16 protein-coding genes are annotated in these 16,102 nt (G+C 52.4%); 15 read left to right on the top strand and 1 reads right to left on the bottom strand.

The features are described from left to right. The first annotated feature begins 86 nt into the window (after positions 1-86). The 15 genes from ETV65_RS07590 (at position 87) to hisP (ending at position 14,658) form a co-directional block, all read left to right on the top strand. Positions 87-878 (top strand): helix-turn-helix transcriptional regulator, encoded by a 792-nt coding sequence (locus ETV65_RS07590; protein WP_129952300.1) that lies wholly within the window; start codon positions 87-89, stop codon positions 876-878. A gap of 100 nt (positions 879-978) precedes the next feature. Beyond that, the gene (pdxB, locus tag ETV65_RS07595; protein WP_129952301.1) at positions 979-2,112 is read left to right on the top strand and encodes a 4-phosphoerythronate dehydrogenase PdxB; all 1,134 of its coding nucleotides are present in this window, start codon (positions 979-981) and stop codon (positions 2,110-2,112) included. Positions 2,113-2,235: 123 nt separating this feature from the next. Continuing rightward, positions 2,236-3,246: an aspartate-semialdehyde dehydrogenase gene (locus tag ETV65_RS07600; RefSeq protein WP_129952302.1), complete on the top strand. Its 1,011-nt coding sequence runs from the start codon at positions 2,236-2,238 to the stop codon at positions 3,244-3,246. A 2-nt stretch (positions 3,247-3,248) separates the two neighbouring features. Next, the gene (gene truA / locus ETV65_RS07605) at positions 3,249-4,079 is read left to right on the top strand and encodes a tRNA pseudouridine(38-40) synthase TruA (protein WP_129952303.1); all 831 of its coding nucleotides are present in this window, start codon (positions 3,249-3,251) and stop codon (positions 4,077-4,079) included. 60 nt (positions 4,080-4,139) lie between these two features. Then, on the top strand, positions 4,140-4,808 hold the full coding sequence (locus tag ETV65_RS07610; protein ID WP_129952304.1) for a DedA family protein: 669 nt from the start codon (positions 4,140-4,142) through the stop codon (positions 4,806-4,808). A 262-nt stretch (positions 4,809-5,070) separates the two neighbouring features. Beyond that, the gene (gene accD, locus ETV65_RS07615) at positions 5,071-5,985 is read left to right on the top strand and encodes an acetyl-CoA carboxylase, carboxyltransferase subunit beta (protein ID WP_129952305.1); all 915 of its coding nucleotides are present in this window, start codon (positions 5,071-5,073) and stop codon (positions 5,983-5,985) included. 188 nt (positions 5,986-6,173) lie between these two features. Next, on the top strand, positions 6,174-7,460 hold the full coding sequence (folC, locus tag ETV65_RS07620; protein WP_129952306.1) for a bifunctional tetrahydrofolate synthase/dihydrofolate synthase: 1,287 nt from the start codon (positions 6,174-6,176) through the stop codon (positions 7,458-7,460). Beyond that, positions 7,450-8,241 carry a cell division protein DedD gene (gene dedD, locus ETV65_RS07625; protein WP_129952307.1) on the top strand — a complete coding sequence of 264 codons (792 nt, stop codon included), beginning with the start codon at positions 7,450-7,452 and terminating at the stop codon, positions 8,239-8,241. The genes folC and dedD overlap by 11 nt, the downstream gene beginning before the upstream one ends. Before the next feature lie 264 nt (positions 8,242-8,505). Then, positions 8,506-8,997 carry a colicin V production protein gene (cvpA, locus tag ETV65_RS07630; protein ID WP_013574561.1) on the top strand — a complete coding sequence of 164 codons (492 nt, stop codon included), beginning with the start codon at positions 8,506-8,508 and terminating at the stop codon, positions 8,995-8,997. A gap of 30 nt (positions 8,998-9,027) precedes the next feature. Beyond that, positions 9,028-10,545 carry an amidophosphoribosyltransferase gene (gene purF / locus ETV65_RS07635; protein WP_129952308.1) on the top strand — a complete coding sequence of 506 codons (1,518 nt, stop codon included), beginning with the start codon at positions 9,028-9,030 and terminating at the stop codon, positions 10,543-10,545. A gap of 131 nt (positions 10,546-10,676) precedes the next feature. Further along, positions 10,677-11,249, top strand: a complete 573-nt coding sequence (locus ETV65_RS07640) for a UbiX family flavin prenyltransferase (protein ID WP_129952309.1) — start codon at positions 10,677-10,679, stop codon at positions 11,247-11,249. Positions 11,250-11,571: 322 nt separating this feature from the next. Continuing rightward, positions 11,572-12,354 carry a lysine/arginine/ornithine ABC transporter substrate-binding protein ArgT gene (gene argT / locus ETV65_RS07645; protein WP_129952310.1) on the top strand — a complete coding sequence of 261 codons (783 nt, stop codon included), beginning with the start codon at positions 11,572-11,574 and terminating at the stop codon, positions 12,352-12,354. A gap of 106 nt (positions 12,355-12,460) precedes the next feature. After that, positions 12,461-13,147, top strand: a complete 687-nt coding sequence (locus ETV65_RS07650) for a histidine ABC transporter permease HisQ (RefSeq protein WP_129952311.1) — start codon at positions 12,461-12,463, stop codon at positions 13,145-13,147. Next, the gene (locus ETV65_RS07655) at positions 13,144-13,857 is read left to right on the top strand and encodes an ABC transporter permease (protein ID WP_129952312.1); all 714 of its coding nucleotides are present in this window, start codon (positions 13,144-13,146) and stop codon (positions 13,855-13,857) included. Before ETV65_RS07650 ends, ETV65_RS07655 begins: the two co-directional genes overlap by 4 nt. Positions 13,858-13,884: 27 nt before the next feature. Further along, on the top strand, positions 13,885-14,658 hold the full coding sequence (gene hisP / locus ETV65_RS07660; RefSeq protein WP_129952313.1) for a histidine ABC transporter ATP-binding protein HisP: 774 nt from the start codon (positions 13,885-13,887) through the stop codon (positions 14,656-14,658). Positions 14,659-14,730: 72 nt separating this feature from the next. Here the strand turns inward: hisP and pepT are convergent, their stop codons facing one another. Next, positions 14,731-15,963, bottom strand: a complete 1,233-nt coding sequence (gene pepT / locus ETV65_RS07665) for a peptidase T (protein ID WP_129952314.1) — start codon at positions 15,961-15,963, stop codon at positions 14,731-14,733. Between the last annotated feature and the right edge of the window lie 139 nt (positions 15,964-16,102).

Below are 16,102 nucleotides of genomic sequence, written 5' to 3' on the forward strand. Positions count from 1 at the left end.
GTCTTGTTTGTTATATATAACGATAATCAGACAACACATTGCGTAATTCAGACAATCCCCGTTTGGCGCACAGACAAAAGGTTTTTATGCCCGCACCGCGTTCTTCTTTACCCCGATATTACCCGCCGTTACCTGAGAAGATACCGGTTACTCTGCTTTTTCGGGGTGAAATTGTGGAGGGGAATTCTGAGTATGTTGAGCATTCTCATCCGTGGAGCCAGATTATCTGCGTAAAATCCGGCGTTCTTGCCATGCGCGTGGCCGGACAGCGCTATCTTGCCCCGCGCGAATTCGCCATCTGGATACCTGCCGGGGTTGAGCATTCAAGCTATAACCGCAAAACCACACGTTTTTGCGTCATTGATATCGCCCCCGAACTGGATATCCATCTGCCTGTTGAGCCTTGCCTGCTGACGCCGACAGCCATTTTTAACGCCATTGCTGATGACTGCTTCTCACGAAATATGACTGAACCGCAGAGTGAAACGGATCTGCGTATGTGTCGCGTTTTGCTGGATCAAATCAGTCTGGCACCCCGTCAGAACACTTATTTACCCACATCGGAAAATAAATTACTGTCCCCCGTGCTGAGCGCACTGGAAAAGAATCCGGCGGATAACTCGTCGCTGGCACAATGGGCGAAGCAGGTGTATACCACCGAACGAACCCTGTCGCGGCGTTGCCAGCAGGAACTGGGGATGAGTTTTGCCCAATGGCGTCAGCGGCTGCGCTTCCTGCATGCTGTCTCTTTGCTGGAGCAGGGGAAAACGGTACAGGAGGTCTCACTCGAACTGGGTTACAGCTCGTCTTCGGCCTTTATCGCCATGTTCCAGCAGGTGTCGGGCACCACACCGCAGCGTTTTCGTAACGACAGGTAAACCCGTGCCCTGAAAGTTGGGATCTGACCCTGTATCGTGGCAAAATCAATGCCCTCTTTATTTCCTATTCTTTCTTTAGGCCATGCTGCCGGAGACAAACGTGAAAATCCTGGTTGATGAAAATATGCCGTATGCCGTCGAGCTTTTTAGCCGGCTGGGCAACGTGCAGGCCGTTCCTGGCCGTCCTATCCCGCAAGATGCGCTCAATGATGCCGATGCGCTGATGGTGCGGTCTGTGACCAAAGTGAACGAGAGTTTGCTGGCGGGAAAACCGGTGAAATTCGTGGGGACTGCCACGGCGGGCACCGATCATGTCGATGATGCATGGCTTGCCAGCGCAGGGATTGGTTTCTCGGCCGCGCCTGGCTGTAATGCGATTGCCGTGGTGGAATATGTCTTTTCTTCATTGCTGATCCTCGCACAGCGCGATGGTTTCCAGCTGCGCGATAAAACGGTCGGGATCATTGGTGTCGGTAACGTCGGGTCACGCCTGCATGCCCGCCTCGAGGCACTGGGGGTCCGCACGCTGCTGTGCGATCCGCCGCGTGCCGATCGGGGTGATGCCGGTGAATTCTGGCCACTTGAGAAACTGGTCGCCGAAGCCGATATCCTGACATTCCATACGCCACTGAATATGTCCGGCCCTTATGCCACATATCATCTGGTGGATGCGGATTTACTGGCGCGTCTGCCTGCTGAGCGCATCCTCATCAACGCCTGTCGTGGCGAAGTGGTGGATAACACTGCGCTGCTCGGCGCACTGAACGGCAGCAAAAAGCTGACCGCTGTGCTGGATGTCTGGGAACCGGAACCCGATTTGTCGCTGGCGTTGCTGGATAAAGTTGCCATCGGCACGGCACATATCGCCGGTTACAGCCTGGAAGGGAAGGCTCGCGGCACCACGCAGGTGTTCGAAGCATTCAGCCAGTTTATCGGTCAGCCACAAACGGTGCCGCTGGAATCGTTACTGCCCGCGCCTGAATTTGCCGAAGTGACACTGAGTGGCGCGCTGAGCGAAGCCAAACTGCTGCGTCTTATTCACTTAGTGTATGATGTGCGCCGCGATGACCGGCCTTTGCGCCGTGTAGCCGGAAAACCGGGCGAATTCGACAAGCTGCGTAAGTTCTATGAAGAACGTCGTGAATGGTCATCTTTACGGGTGATTTGCGACGATGCAGCGACCGCCGGTGTGCTGAAAAAACTGGGTTTTAACAGCCAGTTAGCCACGGCGTAAATCATTGAGTTCCTGCCCTGATATTTCACGTTGAAATATGACGGGTAAAACGCGTTAAAACAGGGCGGTGATGTTCATCGCCCCTTTGTATTTTGTACTTTATATTTTCTGGAGAATACCAACATGTCTGATGGCTGGAATATTGCGCTGCTTGGCGCAACGGGCGCAGTCGGTGATGCGTTACTGGAATTATTGGCTGATCGTCAGTTCCCGGTTGGTGAGCTCTTCCCGCTGGCCAGTGAACGCAGTGCCGGTCAGACCGTGCGCTTTAATGGCAAAAGCCTGCGCGTACAACAGGCATCTGAGTTCGACTGGTCTCAGGTTCAGCTGGCATTCTTTGTTGCAGGCTCTGAAGCCTCTGCCTTGTATGCCGAGGAAGCTGCAAATCAGGGATGTCTGGTGATTGACAGCAGTGGCCTGTTCTCGCTTGAACATGACATTCCTCTGGTGGTGCCGGGCGTGAACCCTGATGCGCTTTCTCATTACCGCAATCGTAATATCGTGGCCGTGGCTGACAGCCTGACCAGCCAGTTGCTGACTGCCATCAAACCACTGACCGAACAGGCGGGTTTGTCCCGTCTGCACGTGACCTCTTTGCTGTCTGTTTCTGCGCTGGGCAAAGCCGCTGTTGACGATCTGGCCGGGCAAAGTGCCCGTCTGCTTAACGGAATTCCGGCAGAAGAGGGTATCTTCAGTAAACAGCTGGCGTTTAACCTTTTGCCGCTGGTCAGCGATGAAGAGGGCAGTGTGCGTCAGGAACGCCGTCTGGTGGATCAGGTTCGCAAAGTGTTGCAGGACGATGGCCTGCCGGTTTCCGTCAGCTGCGTGCAGTCGCCGGTGTTCTACGGTCATGCGCAGGTGGTACATATGGAAGGTCTGCGTCCGCTGTCAGCAGAAGAAGCACGCGCTGAACTTGAACGCATTGATGATATCAATCTGAGCGATGAAGATGATTTCCCGACGCAGGTCAGCGATGCATCCGGCAATGCCAATCTGAGCATCGGGTGTATCCGTAATGACTACGGCATTCCTGAGTTACTGCAATTCTGGTCAGTGGCTGACAACGTTCGTTTTGGCGGCGCACTGATGGCGGTGGAAACCGCAGAGAAGCTGATTAATGAGTACTGGTACTGATTATGTCCGATGAAGTGATCGCTGACGTCAGCACCGCACCGGTTGCCGGGCGTGTGGCGTTAGGCATTGAATATGACGGCAGTGCTTATTTTGGCTGGCAGCGTCAGCAGGGTGTTGCCAGTGTGCAGGAGTGTCTGGAAAAGGCACTGAGCCGGGTGGCCAATTCACCGATCGTGGTGTTTTGCGCCGGACGGACAGACGCAGGCGTCAGCGCGACGGGGCAGGTGGTGCATTTTGACACGCCGGTGCTGCGCAAAGACGCGGCGTGGACGATGGGGGTGAATACCCATTTACCCAAAGATATTGCTGTGCGCTGGTGCGCGAATGTGGGCGAAGATTTTCACGCCCGTTTCAGCGCCACTGCGCGCCGCTATCGCTACGTTATTTACAATAACCGTTACCGTTCAGCAATTTTGCATGCCGGCGTGACGCATGTTCACATGCCACTCGACGTCGGAAAAATGCAGATTGCCGGCCAGGCGCTACTGGGTGAGAACGATTTCACGTCTTTTCGTGCATCACAGTGCCAGTCGCGTACACCGTGGCGTTATGTGATGCATGTGAATGTGAGCCGTCACGGCAGTTATGTGGTGGTGGATATCAAGGCTAATGCATTTGTTCATCATATGGTGCGCAATATCGTGGGCAGTCTGGTGGAAATCGGTGCCGGTAACCAGCCTGTTGGCTGGATGGGAGAACTGCTGGCAGCGAAAGATCGCAATCTTGCGGCAGCCACCGGCAAGCCGGAAGGGTTGTATCTGGTTTCAGTCGATTACCCTGAGAAGTTTGCGCTGCCTCAGGTGAATATGGGACCCCTGTTCCTCGAAGACTAAGGAACGGATAAAGCGATTGTTTAAATGGGCTGTTAAACCGAAAAAGGGGGAGTAAATCAAATGGGTTTTATTCACTTTGTCATTGATTTTATTTTGCATATTGACGTGCATTTAGCGGAGCTGGTTGCGCAGTATGGCATCTGGGTTTACGGCATTTTATTCCTGATTTTGTTTTGCGAAACCGGTCTGGTGGTGACACCTTTCCTGCCAGGGGACTCATTATTGTTTGTGGCAGGCGCGCTGGCGGCGTTGCCGGGCAATGACATTAACGTCCATCTGATGGCATTCCTGATGGCCATTGCGGCGATCCTGGGCGATGCGGTGAACTACACTATCGGACGGGTATTTGGTGAACGTCTGTTCAGTAATCCTGATTCAAAGATTTTCCGTCGCAGTTATTTGGACAAGACGCATAAGTTTTACGAGAAACATGGCGGTAAAACGATTATTCTTGCGCGCTTCGTGCCGATCGTCCGCACGTTTGCACCGTTTGTGGCCGGTATGGGACATATGTCTTACCGCCATTTTGCTGCGTATAACGTGATTGGTGCACTGGTTTGGGTACTGTTATTTACCTATGCTGGCTACCTTTTCGGTGATCTGCCGATTGTTCAGGAAAATCTGAAATTACTGATCGTGGCGATCATTGTGGTTTCCATCCTGCCGGGTGTGGTTGAAATCTGGCGGCACAAACGCGCAGCGGCCAAAGAAAAGCGTCAGCAGGATTAATTCCGCACGTTTTTTACGCAAGCGCTTTAAAATTTAAGGCATTAAACCTGAGGGTAAGACCAGTTTTTTATCCACAGTGTCTGGCCGTTATGGTTTAATGAGCGACAATTTATGGTCTGTTCCTGCGAACAACCCTTCTGTGGCGCGGTGTGTGAGGTTTTTTATCACCCCGCACACAGGTGATTTTGGGTAGGTTTCAGGGGACTTGTTACAGCATGAACAGCGGACTGGCTTCGGCCGGGTTCAAACAGAAAGGTTATCGATGAGCTGGATTGAACGAATTCTTAGTAAGAGCACTGACTCGCAGACCCGTAAGGCAAGTATTCCTGAGGGCGTCTGGACTAAATGTGATAGCTGCGGGCAGGTTCTTTACCGCGCCGAGCTTGAGCGCAACCTCATGGTGTGCCCTAAGTGTGACCACCATATGCGCCTCAGTGCGCGTATGCGTCTGTCCACTTTCATGGACGAGGGCAGTGAGGTTGAATTAGGCAGCGAGCTTGAGCCTAAAGATGTTCTGAAGTTTAAAGATTCCAAAAAATACAAAGATCGTCTGGTTGCAGCACAAAAAGAAACCAACGAAAAAGACGCCATGGTCGTCATGAAAGGTACGCTGTTTGGCATGCCAATCGTGGTCGCGTCCTTTGAGTTTGCCTTCATGGGCGGATCAATGGCGTCTGTGGTGGGGGCCCGTTTTGTACGTGCCGTTGAGCAGGCGCTGGAAGATAATTGCCCGCTGGTCTGTTTCTCTGCCAGTGGCGGCGCCCGTATGCAGGAAGCGCTGATGTCGCTGATGCAGATGGCGAAAACCAGTGCAGCACTGGCGAAATTACAGGAACGCGGCTTGCCGTACATTTCTGTACTGACTGACCCGACCATGGGCGGTGTTTCTGCCAGTCTGGCAATGCTGGGCGACATTAACGTCGCTGAGCCGAAAGCGCTGATCGGTTTTGCCGGTCCACGCGTTATCGAGCAAACCGTGCGTGAAAAACTGCCGCCGGGCTTCCAGCGCAGTGAATTCCTGATCGAAAAAGGTGCGATTGATATGATCGTACGCCGTCCGGAAATGCGAGCTAAACTGGGCAGCGTTCTGGCGAAATTAACCGGGCAACCGGAGCCGAACGTGGCTGACGTCCATGTTGCTGTCAACGGTTCTGCCGCTGACAATCAGGATGCCTGATCGAACAGGGTAAACGCCGGTCAGTTATTCGGGCGGCCATCGTGTATTGTGCCGCCCACACTGTTTTTCTGCAAAAAAGACAGCCGTGCTTTTACTCTGTTGGTATGATCTGACAAAGAGGGCATTGCCTGCTGTCACAGTCTGGTGATGTAGCGTCGAAGTGAACCTGACAAGGTTGAACGGGACTCATGCAAAATCAACTTATTCCCCAAGCCACGTCGCCTTTGGCCACGTGGCTTTATTATCTCGAACATCTTCACTCTCAGGCGATTGAGCTTGGTCTTGATCGGGTTAAAGCGGTAGCCGCGAAACTCGATTTACTGACGCCTGCGCCACAAGTTTTCACTGTGGCCGGAACCAACGGTAAAGGCACCACCTGTGCAACGCTGGAATCCATCCTGATGGCAGCGGGCTACCGTGTGGGCGTTTACAGTTCCCCGCATCTGGTGCGCTACACCGAACGTGTCCGTATCCAGGGTGAAGAATTAGCAGAATCTGCGCATTGTGAATCTTTTGCGCTGCTGGAAGCTGGCCGTGGTGATATTTCGCTGACCTATTTTGAGTACGGCACATTGTCGGCGTTGCAGCTGTTTAAACAGGCTAAGCTGGATGTGGTGATCCTTGAAGTCGGGCTGGGCGGGCGTCTGGACGCGACCAATATTGTCGATGCCAGTGTGGCAGTCGTGACCAGTATTGCGCTGGACCATACTGACTGGCTGGGATCTGACCGCGAAAGCATTGGCCGTGAAAAAGCCGGTATTTTCCGCGCCGGTAAACCGGCCGTGGTCGGTGAACCGGATATGCCGCAATCTATTGCTGCCGTTGCGCAGGAAAAACACGCGGATTTATACCGCCGTGAGGTGAACTGGCATTTTTCTGCGGATGCCGGTCACTGGCGCTGGGCAGCACTGGAAGAAGGCCATGAGGTTAACGTGCTGGAAGGTTTACCGTTGCCGAATGTGCCGCTCGCCAACGCCGCGACCGCGCTGGCCGCGCTGCATTATTCCACTCTGGATATTCCTGAAGCCGCGTTGCGCACTGGTTTACAACGTGCGGCCTTGCCGGGACGTTTCCAGACGGTGAGTGAATCACCTCGTCTGATCCTGGATGTCGCGCACAACCCGCATGCGGCGGCGTATCTGGCCGGACGTCTGGCGGAACAGCCGCGAAATGGCGGTAAAGTGCGTGCTGTCGTCGGAATGTTGAAAGACAAAGATATTGCCGGTACGCTGGCTTGCCTGTCGCCTCAGGTGGACGAATGGTATTGCGCGCCGCTGGAAGGTCCGCGCGGGGCCAGTGTTGAAGAGCTGACGGCACACCTGCCGCAGGCGCACCAGTTTGACGATGTGGAGTCTGCCTGGAAACAGGCTATGCAGGAGGCTGCTCCTCAGGATATTGTGATTGTCTGCGGCTCGTTCCATACCGTAGCTCACGTAATGGATGCTATAGACACGGGGAAAACCAGTGGCAAGTAAGTTTCAAAATCGTCTGGTCGGGACGGTCATTCTGGTGGCGCTGGGCGTCATTATTTTGCCCGGTTTACTCGACGGCAAGAAAAAGCATTATGAAGACGAATTTGCGTCTATTCCATTGGTGCCAAAACCGGGTGATGTTGAGGAACAGGACTCGGTGCCACCGGTCACGCAATCTTTGCCGGCTCAGCCACCGGAAGGTGCGGATCAGGCGATGAACGGTGCTGCGCAGGAGTCGGAAGGTTCGGCGAATAACACGAATGCCGCGAATAAGGGCAATGTTGCACCGGGCAATACCACGATAGAAGCACCGCCGGTCACCACATTGCCTGAGCAGAAAAAAACGGTGCAGACTGCACCGGTAAAACCTGCGGCGCAGAAACCTAAAGTCATCGAACCTAAACCGATGGTGGAAGCGAAGCCAACGGTGAAACCGAAGGTCGTCGAGCAACCAAAACCGGTCGAGCAGCCGAAGGCCGTGGCTGAACAGCCAAAACCGGCAGAACAGCCGAAGCCTGCGCCGGAAGAAAAAGCGCCGGCAGGGCAGTCCTACGTGGTGCAGCTTGGCGCACTGAAAAATGCTGCTAAAGCCAATGAGATTGTGGCGAATCTGCGTTTGTCTGGTTTCCGCGCTTATACGGTTCCGTCAACGCCGGTACAGGGGCAGATTACGCGCCTGTACGTCGGGCCGGATGCGTCGAAGCAGAAGCTTGAGGCTTCACTTCCGCAACTGCAACAGCTGAGTGGATTAGGCGGGCAGGTTCGCGCCTATTCTGCTCACTGACTTTGCACCTCCTCCTGCGAAGGGGGAGTTGATAAATACATACAAAATACCACGGAGGGCACAAGCGATTGGTGCCCTTTTTCTATAAGATCCTCTGGTTGGTTTTTTTATAGGTTTATGCTGCGATTGAGGTTTTTTTAATCGCTATTATTAATTTGTCTGACCGGCTGATTTCCCCTACGCAAACGTTTTCTTTTTCTGTTAGAATTCGCCGCGAACGGGATGCCGGGGCAGATGTGACTGGATTAGATACTGGAATAGTTAATGGTCTGGATTGATTACGTCATTATTGCGGTTATCGGATTTTCTGCTTTAGTCAGTTTAATCCGTGGCTTTGTCCGTGAGGCTTTATCGCTGGTAACCTGGGCTTGCGCCTTTTTTGTTGCCAGCCATTATTACCCTTACCTCGCCATCTACTTCACACGTTTCGAAGATGAATTAGTTCGAAACGGGATCGCAATTGCCATCTTGTTCATCGCGACGTTGATCGTAGGTGCAATTGTCAACTATGTGATTGGTTCACTGGTTGAAAGAACCGGGTTGTCCGGCACTGACAGGGTGTTAGGTGTGTGCTTCGGCGCACTGCGTGGGGTGTTAATCGTTTCCGCGATGCTGTTCTTCCTCGATACTTTTACCGGTTTTTCGCAAAGTGAAGACTGGAAACAATCCCAGTTGATCCCACAATTCAGTTATATCATCAGGTGGTTCTTTGACTACCTGCAGAGCACGTCGAGTTTCTTGCCAAAACATATTTAGTTCTGGCAGCGCTGAAGAGGAAAAGACAACATGTGCGGTATTGTCGGTATCGCCGGTTTCATGCCGGTAAACCAGTCGATTTATGACGCGTTAACGGTGTTACAACACCGTGGTCAGGATGCCGCAGGCATCACCACCATCGACGCGAATAATAACTTCCGTTTACGTAAAGCCAATGGCCTGGTGAAGGATGTTTTCGAAGCCCGCCATATGCAACGCTTACAGGGCAACATGGGTATAGGCCATGTGCGCTACCCAACGGCTGGCAGTTCCAGCGCTTCAGAAGCTCAACCTTTTTACGTCAACTCTCCGTTCGGCATCACCCTTGCCCATAACGGTAACCTGACCAATGCTCATGAATTGCGAAGCAATCTGTTCGAAGGCCAACGCCGTCATGTGAACACCACTTCCGATTCTGAGATTTTGCTGAATATCCTGGCGAGTGAGTTGGATCGTTTCCAGCACTATCCACTGGAAGCTGACAACATTTTTGCTGCGGTTGCTGCAGTGAATCTGAAGATCCGCGGTGCTTACGCTTGTGTGGCGATGATCATCGGTCATGGCATGCTGGCGTTTCGTGACCCGCATGGCATTCGTCCGCTGGTGATTGGTAAACGTACGCTGGCAGATGGTCGTAATGAGTACATGGTGGCCTCTGAGAGCGTGGCACTTGATACGCTGGGCTTTGAGTTCCTGCGTGACGTTGCGCCGGGCGAAGCGGTGTACATCACTGAAAAAGGTCAGCTGTTCACCCGTATGTGTGCTGAGAACCCGCAGTACAATCCTTGCCTGTTCGAATACGTCTATTTTGCACGTCCGGATTCCTTCATCGACAAAATTTCCGTCTACAGCGCCCGTGTACGTATGGGTGAAAAGCTGGGCGCGAAAATTGCCCGTGAATGGGAAGACATGGATATCGACGTGGTGATCCCGATCCCGGAAACTTCCTGCGATATCGCGCTGGAAATTGCCCGTATTTTGGATAAACCGTACCGTCAGGGGTTTGTAAAAAACCGCTATGTGGGCCGTACCTTTATCATGCCGGGTCAGCAGGAGCGCCGTAAATCAGTACGACGTAAACTGAACGCTAACCGCGCTGAGTTCCGTGATAAAAATGTCTTACTGGTCGATGATTCCATCGTGCGTGGTACCACCTCTCAGCAGATTGTTGAGATGGCGCGTGAAGCCGGGGCAAAACGCGTTTATCTGGCCTCTGCGGCACCGGAAATCCGCTTCCCGAATGTTTACGGTATCGATATGCCAAGCGCGAACGAGCTGATTGCCCATGGCCGTGAAGTCAGTGAAATCAATCAGATGATTGGGGCTGATGCGTTAATCTTCCAGGATCTGAGCGACCTTATCGCCGCAGTGAAAGAAGACAATATGGATATCGAGAAATTCGAATGTTCAGTTTTCGACGGTGTTTACGTCACCAAAGATGTGGACCAGAACTATCTGGAATATCTTGAAGCGCTGCGCAACGACGATGCTCAGGCATTGCGTGGCCAGCAGGAAGCTGAAAATCTCGAGATGCACAACGAAGGCTGATCAGCCGGTTGCTGACATTCTCTCTGGCGCGCCCCTCCGGTGAACACCGGGCGGGCGCGTTTTTTTATGCCTGAATTTATGTCAGTATTGGCACCACCGGATCCGGGTTTATTTTTTCTAAGGCAGTGTTGATGAAACGACTTATTGTCGGTATTTCCGGCGCCAGCGGCGCAATCTATGGTGTCAGGCTCTTGCAGGTATTGCAGAGTGTGCCTGATATTGAAACTCATCTGGTGATGAGCAATGCAGCCCGTCAGACACTGACACTGGAAACGGATCTCACCCTGCGTGATGTTCAGGCACTGGCAGATGTGGTGCATGATTCCCGCGATATCGCGGCCAGCATCTCCTCCGGTTCTTTTAAAACTGCCGGCATGGTGATTTTGCCTTGCTCGATCAAAACGCTCTCCGGCATCGTGAACAGTTATACCGACGGTTTGCTGACCCGTGCGGCTGACGTAGTGATGAAAGAACGCCGCCGTCTGGTGTTATGTGTGCGCGAAACGCCGTTGCATCTGGGCCATTTACGACTGATGACACAGGCGGCTGAACTGGGCGCAATCATCATGCCGCCGGTTCCGGCGTTTTATCACCGCCCTGTTTCTGTGGAAGATATTATTGATCAGACGGTAAACCGGGTGATCGATCAGTTTGATATCGAGCTGCCGGAAGACTTATTTGTTCGATGGCAGGGCAGTCGTTAAACTTTCACGTCCCAATACGCACTTATTTCGCGCACTTTCGTTACATTGCACCAACAATGATCACAATTTGATTCATTGGGGTGCAGTGTCCAACCTTGCTTCGGCTATCCTTCCTTCAGACCTTTGAAAACTTTGATTATCCCGATGCTTTTTTGACCGGTTTTCACTCTCTCGCTGTGCAAAACGGCTATGCAGAGAAACGGCACGAAAAGTGCATGAGAAAATCTGGCAAAAAGCCATTTGCATCGTTCAGCAAACTATAAAAAGACGTTCATTCACGCACACGCAACCACAACAGATGAATAATCACTGAGGCTAATGTATGAAAAAGTTGTTCAAGGTTCTTCCGCTGGTTCTGGTTTTAGCCAGCGCAGGTAGTGCATTTGCTGCCGCGCCTAAAGCAATTAACATCGGTACTGATCCGACTTACGCCCCATTTGAATCGAAAGACTCCAGCGGTAAGCTGGTGGGTTTTGATATCGACCTGGCAAACGAGATGTGTAAACGTGCAGCCATTAAATGTACCTACGTTGAAAGCGATTTTGATGCGCTGATCCCGTCCCTGAAAGCGAAAAAGATTGATGCGATTATTTCCTCATTATCCATCACTGAAAAACGTCAGCAGGAGATTGATTTCACAGAGAAACTTTACGCTGCTAACGCCCGTCTGATTGCGCCTAAAGGCTCTAAAGTTCTGCCCACTCTGGATGCGCTGAAAGGCAAAAACGTCGGTGTTCTGCAGGGGTCCACTCAGGAAGCTTATGCGAATGCCATGTGGCAGCCAAAAGGCATCAATGTGGTGGCTTACCAGAACCAGGATCTGATTTATGCGGATCTGGCTTCCGGTCGTCTTGACGCAGCATTCCAGGACGAAGTGGCAGGCAGCGAAGGCTTCCTGAAACAGGCAGCGGGTAAAGATTATGCGTTTGCGGGACCGTCGGTTAAAGATGATAAGTTCTTCGGCGTAGGTACCGGCATGGGCCTGCGTAAGAATGAAACGGACCTGAAAGATGCGCTGAACAAGGCATTTGACAGCATGCGTAAAGACGGCACTTACGACAAACTGGCGAAAAAATACTTCGACTTTGATGTTTACGGCGGCTGATATTCGTCGTGAGACATGCCAAAGGGGGCGGTACGCCGCTCCCTGCGGTTCTGACGCCGGTGGTCGTGTTGCCTGCGCAGGGATCCACTAAAGACAGGAAAAAACCATGCTGTATGGGTATTCCCAGGTAATTATCCAGGGCACGTTAGTGACACTGGAGCTGGCGATTTCGTCAGTCATTCTGGCGCTGGTGATAGGGTTAATCGGCGCGGGCGGGAAACTGTCAAAGAACCGGATCGTTTCTGGTTTTTTTGGTTGCTACACCACGCTCATTCGCGGCGTACCTGATCTGGTATTGATGTTATTGATTTTCTACGGTTTGCAGATTGCGCTTAACAGCATTACAGAATCACTGGGGCTGACACAAATTGATATCGACCCGATGAGCGCCGGTATTATCACCCTGGGCTTTATCTACGGGGCATATTTCACTGAAACGTTCCGCGGTGCGTTTATGGCGGTCCCGCGTGGACAAATCGAAGCTGCGACGGCTTTCGGGTTCAGCGGTTCACAAATCTTTCGTCGAATTTTATTCCCGGCCATGATGCGTTTTGCGCTGCCGGGCATTGCCAATAACTGGCAGGTTATTCTCAAAGCCACCGCACTGGTGTCGTTGCTGGGTCTCAATGATGTGGTGAAAGCCACGCAACTGGCCGGGAAGGGGACATATCAGCCGTTCTATTTTGCGATTGTGGCCGGTGTGGTTTATCTGATTTTCACCACGCTGTCGAACGGCGTGCTGGTGTGGCTTGATCGCCGTTATTCGCTGGGTGTGAAGAGGGCTGATCTATGATCGAAATTTTACAACAGTACGGTATGTCCCTGCTTTACAGCGACGGCTACCGTTTCACCGGTCTGGCTATCACCTTATGGTTACTGATCAGTTCCGTTGTGATAGGCGGATTACTGGCTGTGCCGATGGCGGTGGGGCGTGTGTCTTCCAACAAATTCCTTCGCTATCCGATCTGGCTGTATACCTATGTTTTCCGCGGGACGCCGTTGTATGTGCAGTTACTGGTATTTTATTCCGGCATGTACAGCCTGGAGATCGTGCGTGGCACCGACTTCCTGAATGCTTTTTTCCGCAGCGGGCTCAATTGTACGATTCTGGCACTGACGCTCAACACCTGTGCATACACCACCGAAATTTTTGCGGGTGCGATCCGCGCGGTGCCGCACGGCGAAATTGAAGCGGCCAACGCTTACGGGTTTTCACGTTTTAAATTGTATACCTGCATTATTTTACCGTCGGCATTACGCACGGCACTGCCTGCGTACAGTAATGAAGTCATTCTGATGTTGCACTCCACCGCGCTGGCGTTTACCGCCACAGTACCGGACGTGCTGAAAATAGCCCGCGACATTAACTCGGCAACGTATCAGCCGTTTTATGCCTTCGGGATTGCTGCGGTTATTTATCTTTGCATCTCTTTTATATTGATTGGGCTGTTCCGCATGGCGGAAAAACGCTGGCTGGCACATGTAAAGCCTCAAACTCACTAATAAGAATTATTTTTGCGGAATCACGTTATGCCAGAAAACAAATTAGCGGTTCTCGATCTCCACAAACGCTATGGCGACCATGAGGTGTTGAAAGGCGTTTCATTGTCGGCGAATGCGGGTGATGTGATCAGTATTATCGGTTCATCAGGATCCGGTAAAAGTACCTTCCTGCGCTGCATTAACTTCCTTGAGAAACCAAGCGAAGGCTCGATCAGTGTCAATAATCAGGATATCCGGATGGTGCGCGACACCGATGGTCAGCTGAAAGTGTTTGATAAAAAGCAGCTGCAACTGTTACGTACCAAACTGACGATGGTGTTTCAGCACTTCAACCTGTGGAGCCACATGACGGTGCTGGAAAATGTCATGGAAGCACCGGTTCAGGTGCTGGGGTTGAGCAAGGCAGAAGCGCGGGAACGCGCGGTGAAATACCTCGATAAAGTGGGTATTGATGCCCGCGCACAAGGGAAATATCCGGTGAATTTGTCCGGTGGCCAGCAGCAGCGCGTGTCCATTGCCCGTGCGCTGGCGATGGAACCGGAAGTGTTACTGTTTGACGAACCGACCTCCGCCCTTGACCCTGAACTGGTCGGCGAAGTACTGCGCATCATGCAAAAGCTGGCGGAAGAGGGGAAAACCATGGTGGTAGTGACACATGAAATGGAGTTTGCCCGTCACGTCTCCAGCCACGTCATTTTCCTGCATCAGGGGGTGATTGAAGAGCAGGGCGAGCCTTCCGAGGTGTTCGGTAACCCGAAAAGTGCGCGGCTGCAACAATTCCTCTCAGGTGCTTTGAAGTGATTTCCGTGCTCCTTCCCCTCTCACGAGGGGAAGGCTGGGATGGGGTGTGGGTTTTGCTCAGCTAAAATAGCATCAGCCTTTCGCGGCCAGCAGGCACAGCTGAACGGTCAGCTCGTAGGATTTCACAAACGAATTCACCGGCAGGAACTCAAATTTTGAGTGGAAATTATGCGCGCCGGTAAAGTAGTTCGGCGTCAGCAATCCTTTGGCCGATAATGCCGCACCATCGGTGCCGCCGCGCATCGGGATCACTTTGGGCCCCACGCCAATTTCTTTCAGTCCTGCAAAAATCAGGTCGATCGCCCGGCGATCTTCGCCGATGGCACTGCTGATATTGCTGTAGGTGTCGCTGATCTCCACCGAGACTTTTGCGCTCGGATACTGCGCGGCAATCTCTTGTGCCACGTCCTGAATTTTCTGCTTACGGGCGGCAAAACTGACGTTGTCAAAATCACGGATTGAGGCTTTCAGTTCTGCTCCCTGCTGGGATGCGCTCATGCCGTTGAACCAGATATAACCTTCCCGGCCTTCGGTGTTTTCAGGGGTTTCAGCACGGTCAAAATGGCTGATGAAATCCTGTGCCATCAACAGCGGATTCACCAGTACGCCTTTGGCCGACATCGGATGCGCTGTCACGCCGGTGAAGGTAATTTCTGCCGCCGCCGCATTGAAGTTTTCATACACCACTTCGCCCAGTTCGCAGCAGTCGATGGTATAAGCAAAGTCCACATCGAAGCGGGCGAGATCTAACGCCTTGGCACCGCGCAGGCCGATTTCTTCGTCTGGCACGAACGCCACCACGATATCGCCGTATTCCTGCTCAGCCGTCAGGTTTTCCAACAGTGTCATCACTACCGTGACCGCCGCTTTATTGTCCGCGCCCAGCACGCTGGTGCCGTCGCTGAAAATAATGTCCTCACCTTTATACGGCAGGATTTCCGGGCGTTCGGAAGGGCGCAGCCAGATTTCCAGTTCTTTGTTCAGACACACATCCTCACCGGTAAAACGCAACGTCTGGGGATGAATATCCGGACGCAGGCCGACATCGACCGTATCTATATGCGTAATGAACCCGATGCGCGGACCGCCTTTTTTGGTGCCGGGTTTTACTGCCGTCACGGTCGCCTGTTCGTCGATCTGAATATTTTTCAGGCCCAGCTGATGCAGTTCCTCAGCCAGTAGCCGCGCCATATCATGCTGGCCTGGCGTGCTTGGCAGGGTGGTCGCGCTGGCATCACTCTGTGATGTTACGCTGAGATAACGGTAGAAACGTTCGGTAAGCTGTTTTGCGATTGTTGTCGACATCTTGACCTCTGAATGTGCGCAAATATTGTTCCCTGTTATAAGATTTTCATATATAACAAAGTATTACTACGTGTTATCCAGATGTTAATCTGTTTTTGCTTTAGGTTCCACGATGAAGAAGATTTAAACACTCTCCGGA

The sequence above is a fragment of the Rahnella sp. RFA10(1/100) genome, assembly GCF_004195115.1.
GTDB classification, from domain to species: Bacteria; Pseudomonadota; Gammaproteobacteria; order Enterobacterales; family Enterobacteriaceae; genus Rahnella; species Rahnella perminowiae.

What these genes read in the sequence shown, in the direction of transcription:
- ETV65_RS07600 (WP_129952302.1), top strand. Translation starts at nt 2,236, where the DNA reads ATGTCTGATGGCTGGAATATTGCGCTGCTTGGCGCAACGGGCGCAGTC.
- purF (WP_129952308.1), top strand. Translation starts at nt 9,028, where the DNA reads ATGTGCGGTATTGTCGGTATCGCCGGTTTCATGCCGGTAAACCAGTCG.
- truA (WP_129952303.1), top strand. Translation starts at nt 3,249, where the DNA reads ATGTCCGATGAAGTGATCGCTGACGTCAGCACCGCACCGGTTGCCGGG.
- ETV65_RS07610 (WP_129952304.1), top strand. Translation starts at nt 4,140, where the DNA reads ATGGGTTTTATTCACTTTGTCATTGATTTTATTTTGCATATTGACGTG.
- folC (WP_129952306.1), top strand. Translation starts at nt 6,174, where the DNA reads ATGCAAAATCAACTTATTCCCCAAGCCACGTCGCCTTTGGCCACGTGG.
- accD (WP_129952305.1), top strand. Translation starts at nt 5,071, where the DNA reads ATGAGCTGGATTGAACGAATTCTTAGTAAGAGCACTGACTCGCAGACC.
- argT (WP_129952310.1), top strand. Translation starts at nt 11,572, where the DNA reads ATGAAAAAGTTGTTCAAGGTTCTTCCGCTGGTTCTGGTTTTAGCCAGC.
- ETV65_RS07640 (WP_129952309.1), top strand. Translation starts at nt 10,677, where the DNA reads ATGAAACGACTTATTGTCGGTATTTCCGGCGCCAGCGGCGCAATCTAT.
- ETV65_RS07650 (WP_129952311.1), top strand. Translation starts at nt 12,461, where the DNA reads ATGCTGTATGGGTATTCCCAGGTAATTATCCAGGGCACGTTAGTGACA.
- ETV65_RS07655 (WP_129952312.1), top strand. Translation starts at nt 13,144, where the DNA reads ATGATCGAAATTTTACAACAGTACGGTATGTCCCTGCTTTACAGCGAC.
- cvpA (WP_013574561.1), top strand. Translation starts at nt 8,506, where the DNA reads ATGGTCTGGATTGATTACGTCATTATTGCGGTTATCGGATTTTCTGCT.
- pepT (WP_129952314.1), bottom strand. Translation starts at nt 15,963, where the DNA reads ATGTCGACAACAATCGCAAAACAGCTTACCGAACGTTTCTACCGTTAT.
- hisP (WP_129952313.1), top strand. Translation starts at nt 13,885, where the DNA reads ATGCCAGAAAACAAATTAGCGGTTCTCGATCTCCACAAACGCTATGGC.
- ETV65_RS07590 (WP_129952300.1), top strand. Translation starts at nt 87, where the DNA reads ATGCCCGCACCGCGTTCTTCTTTACCCCGATATTACCCGCCGTTACCT.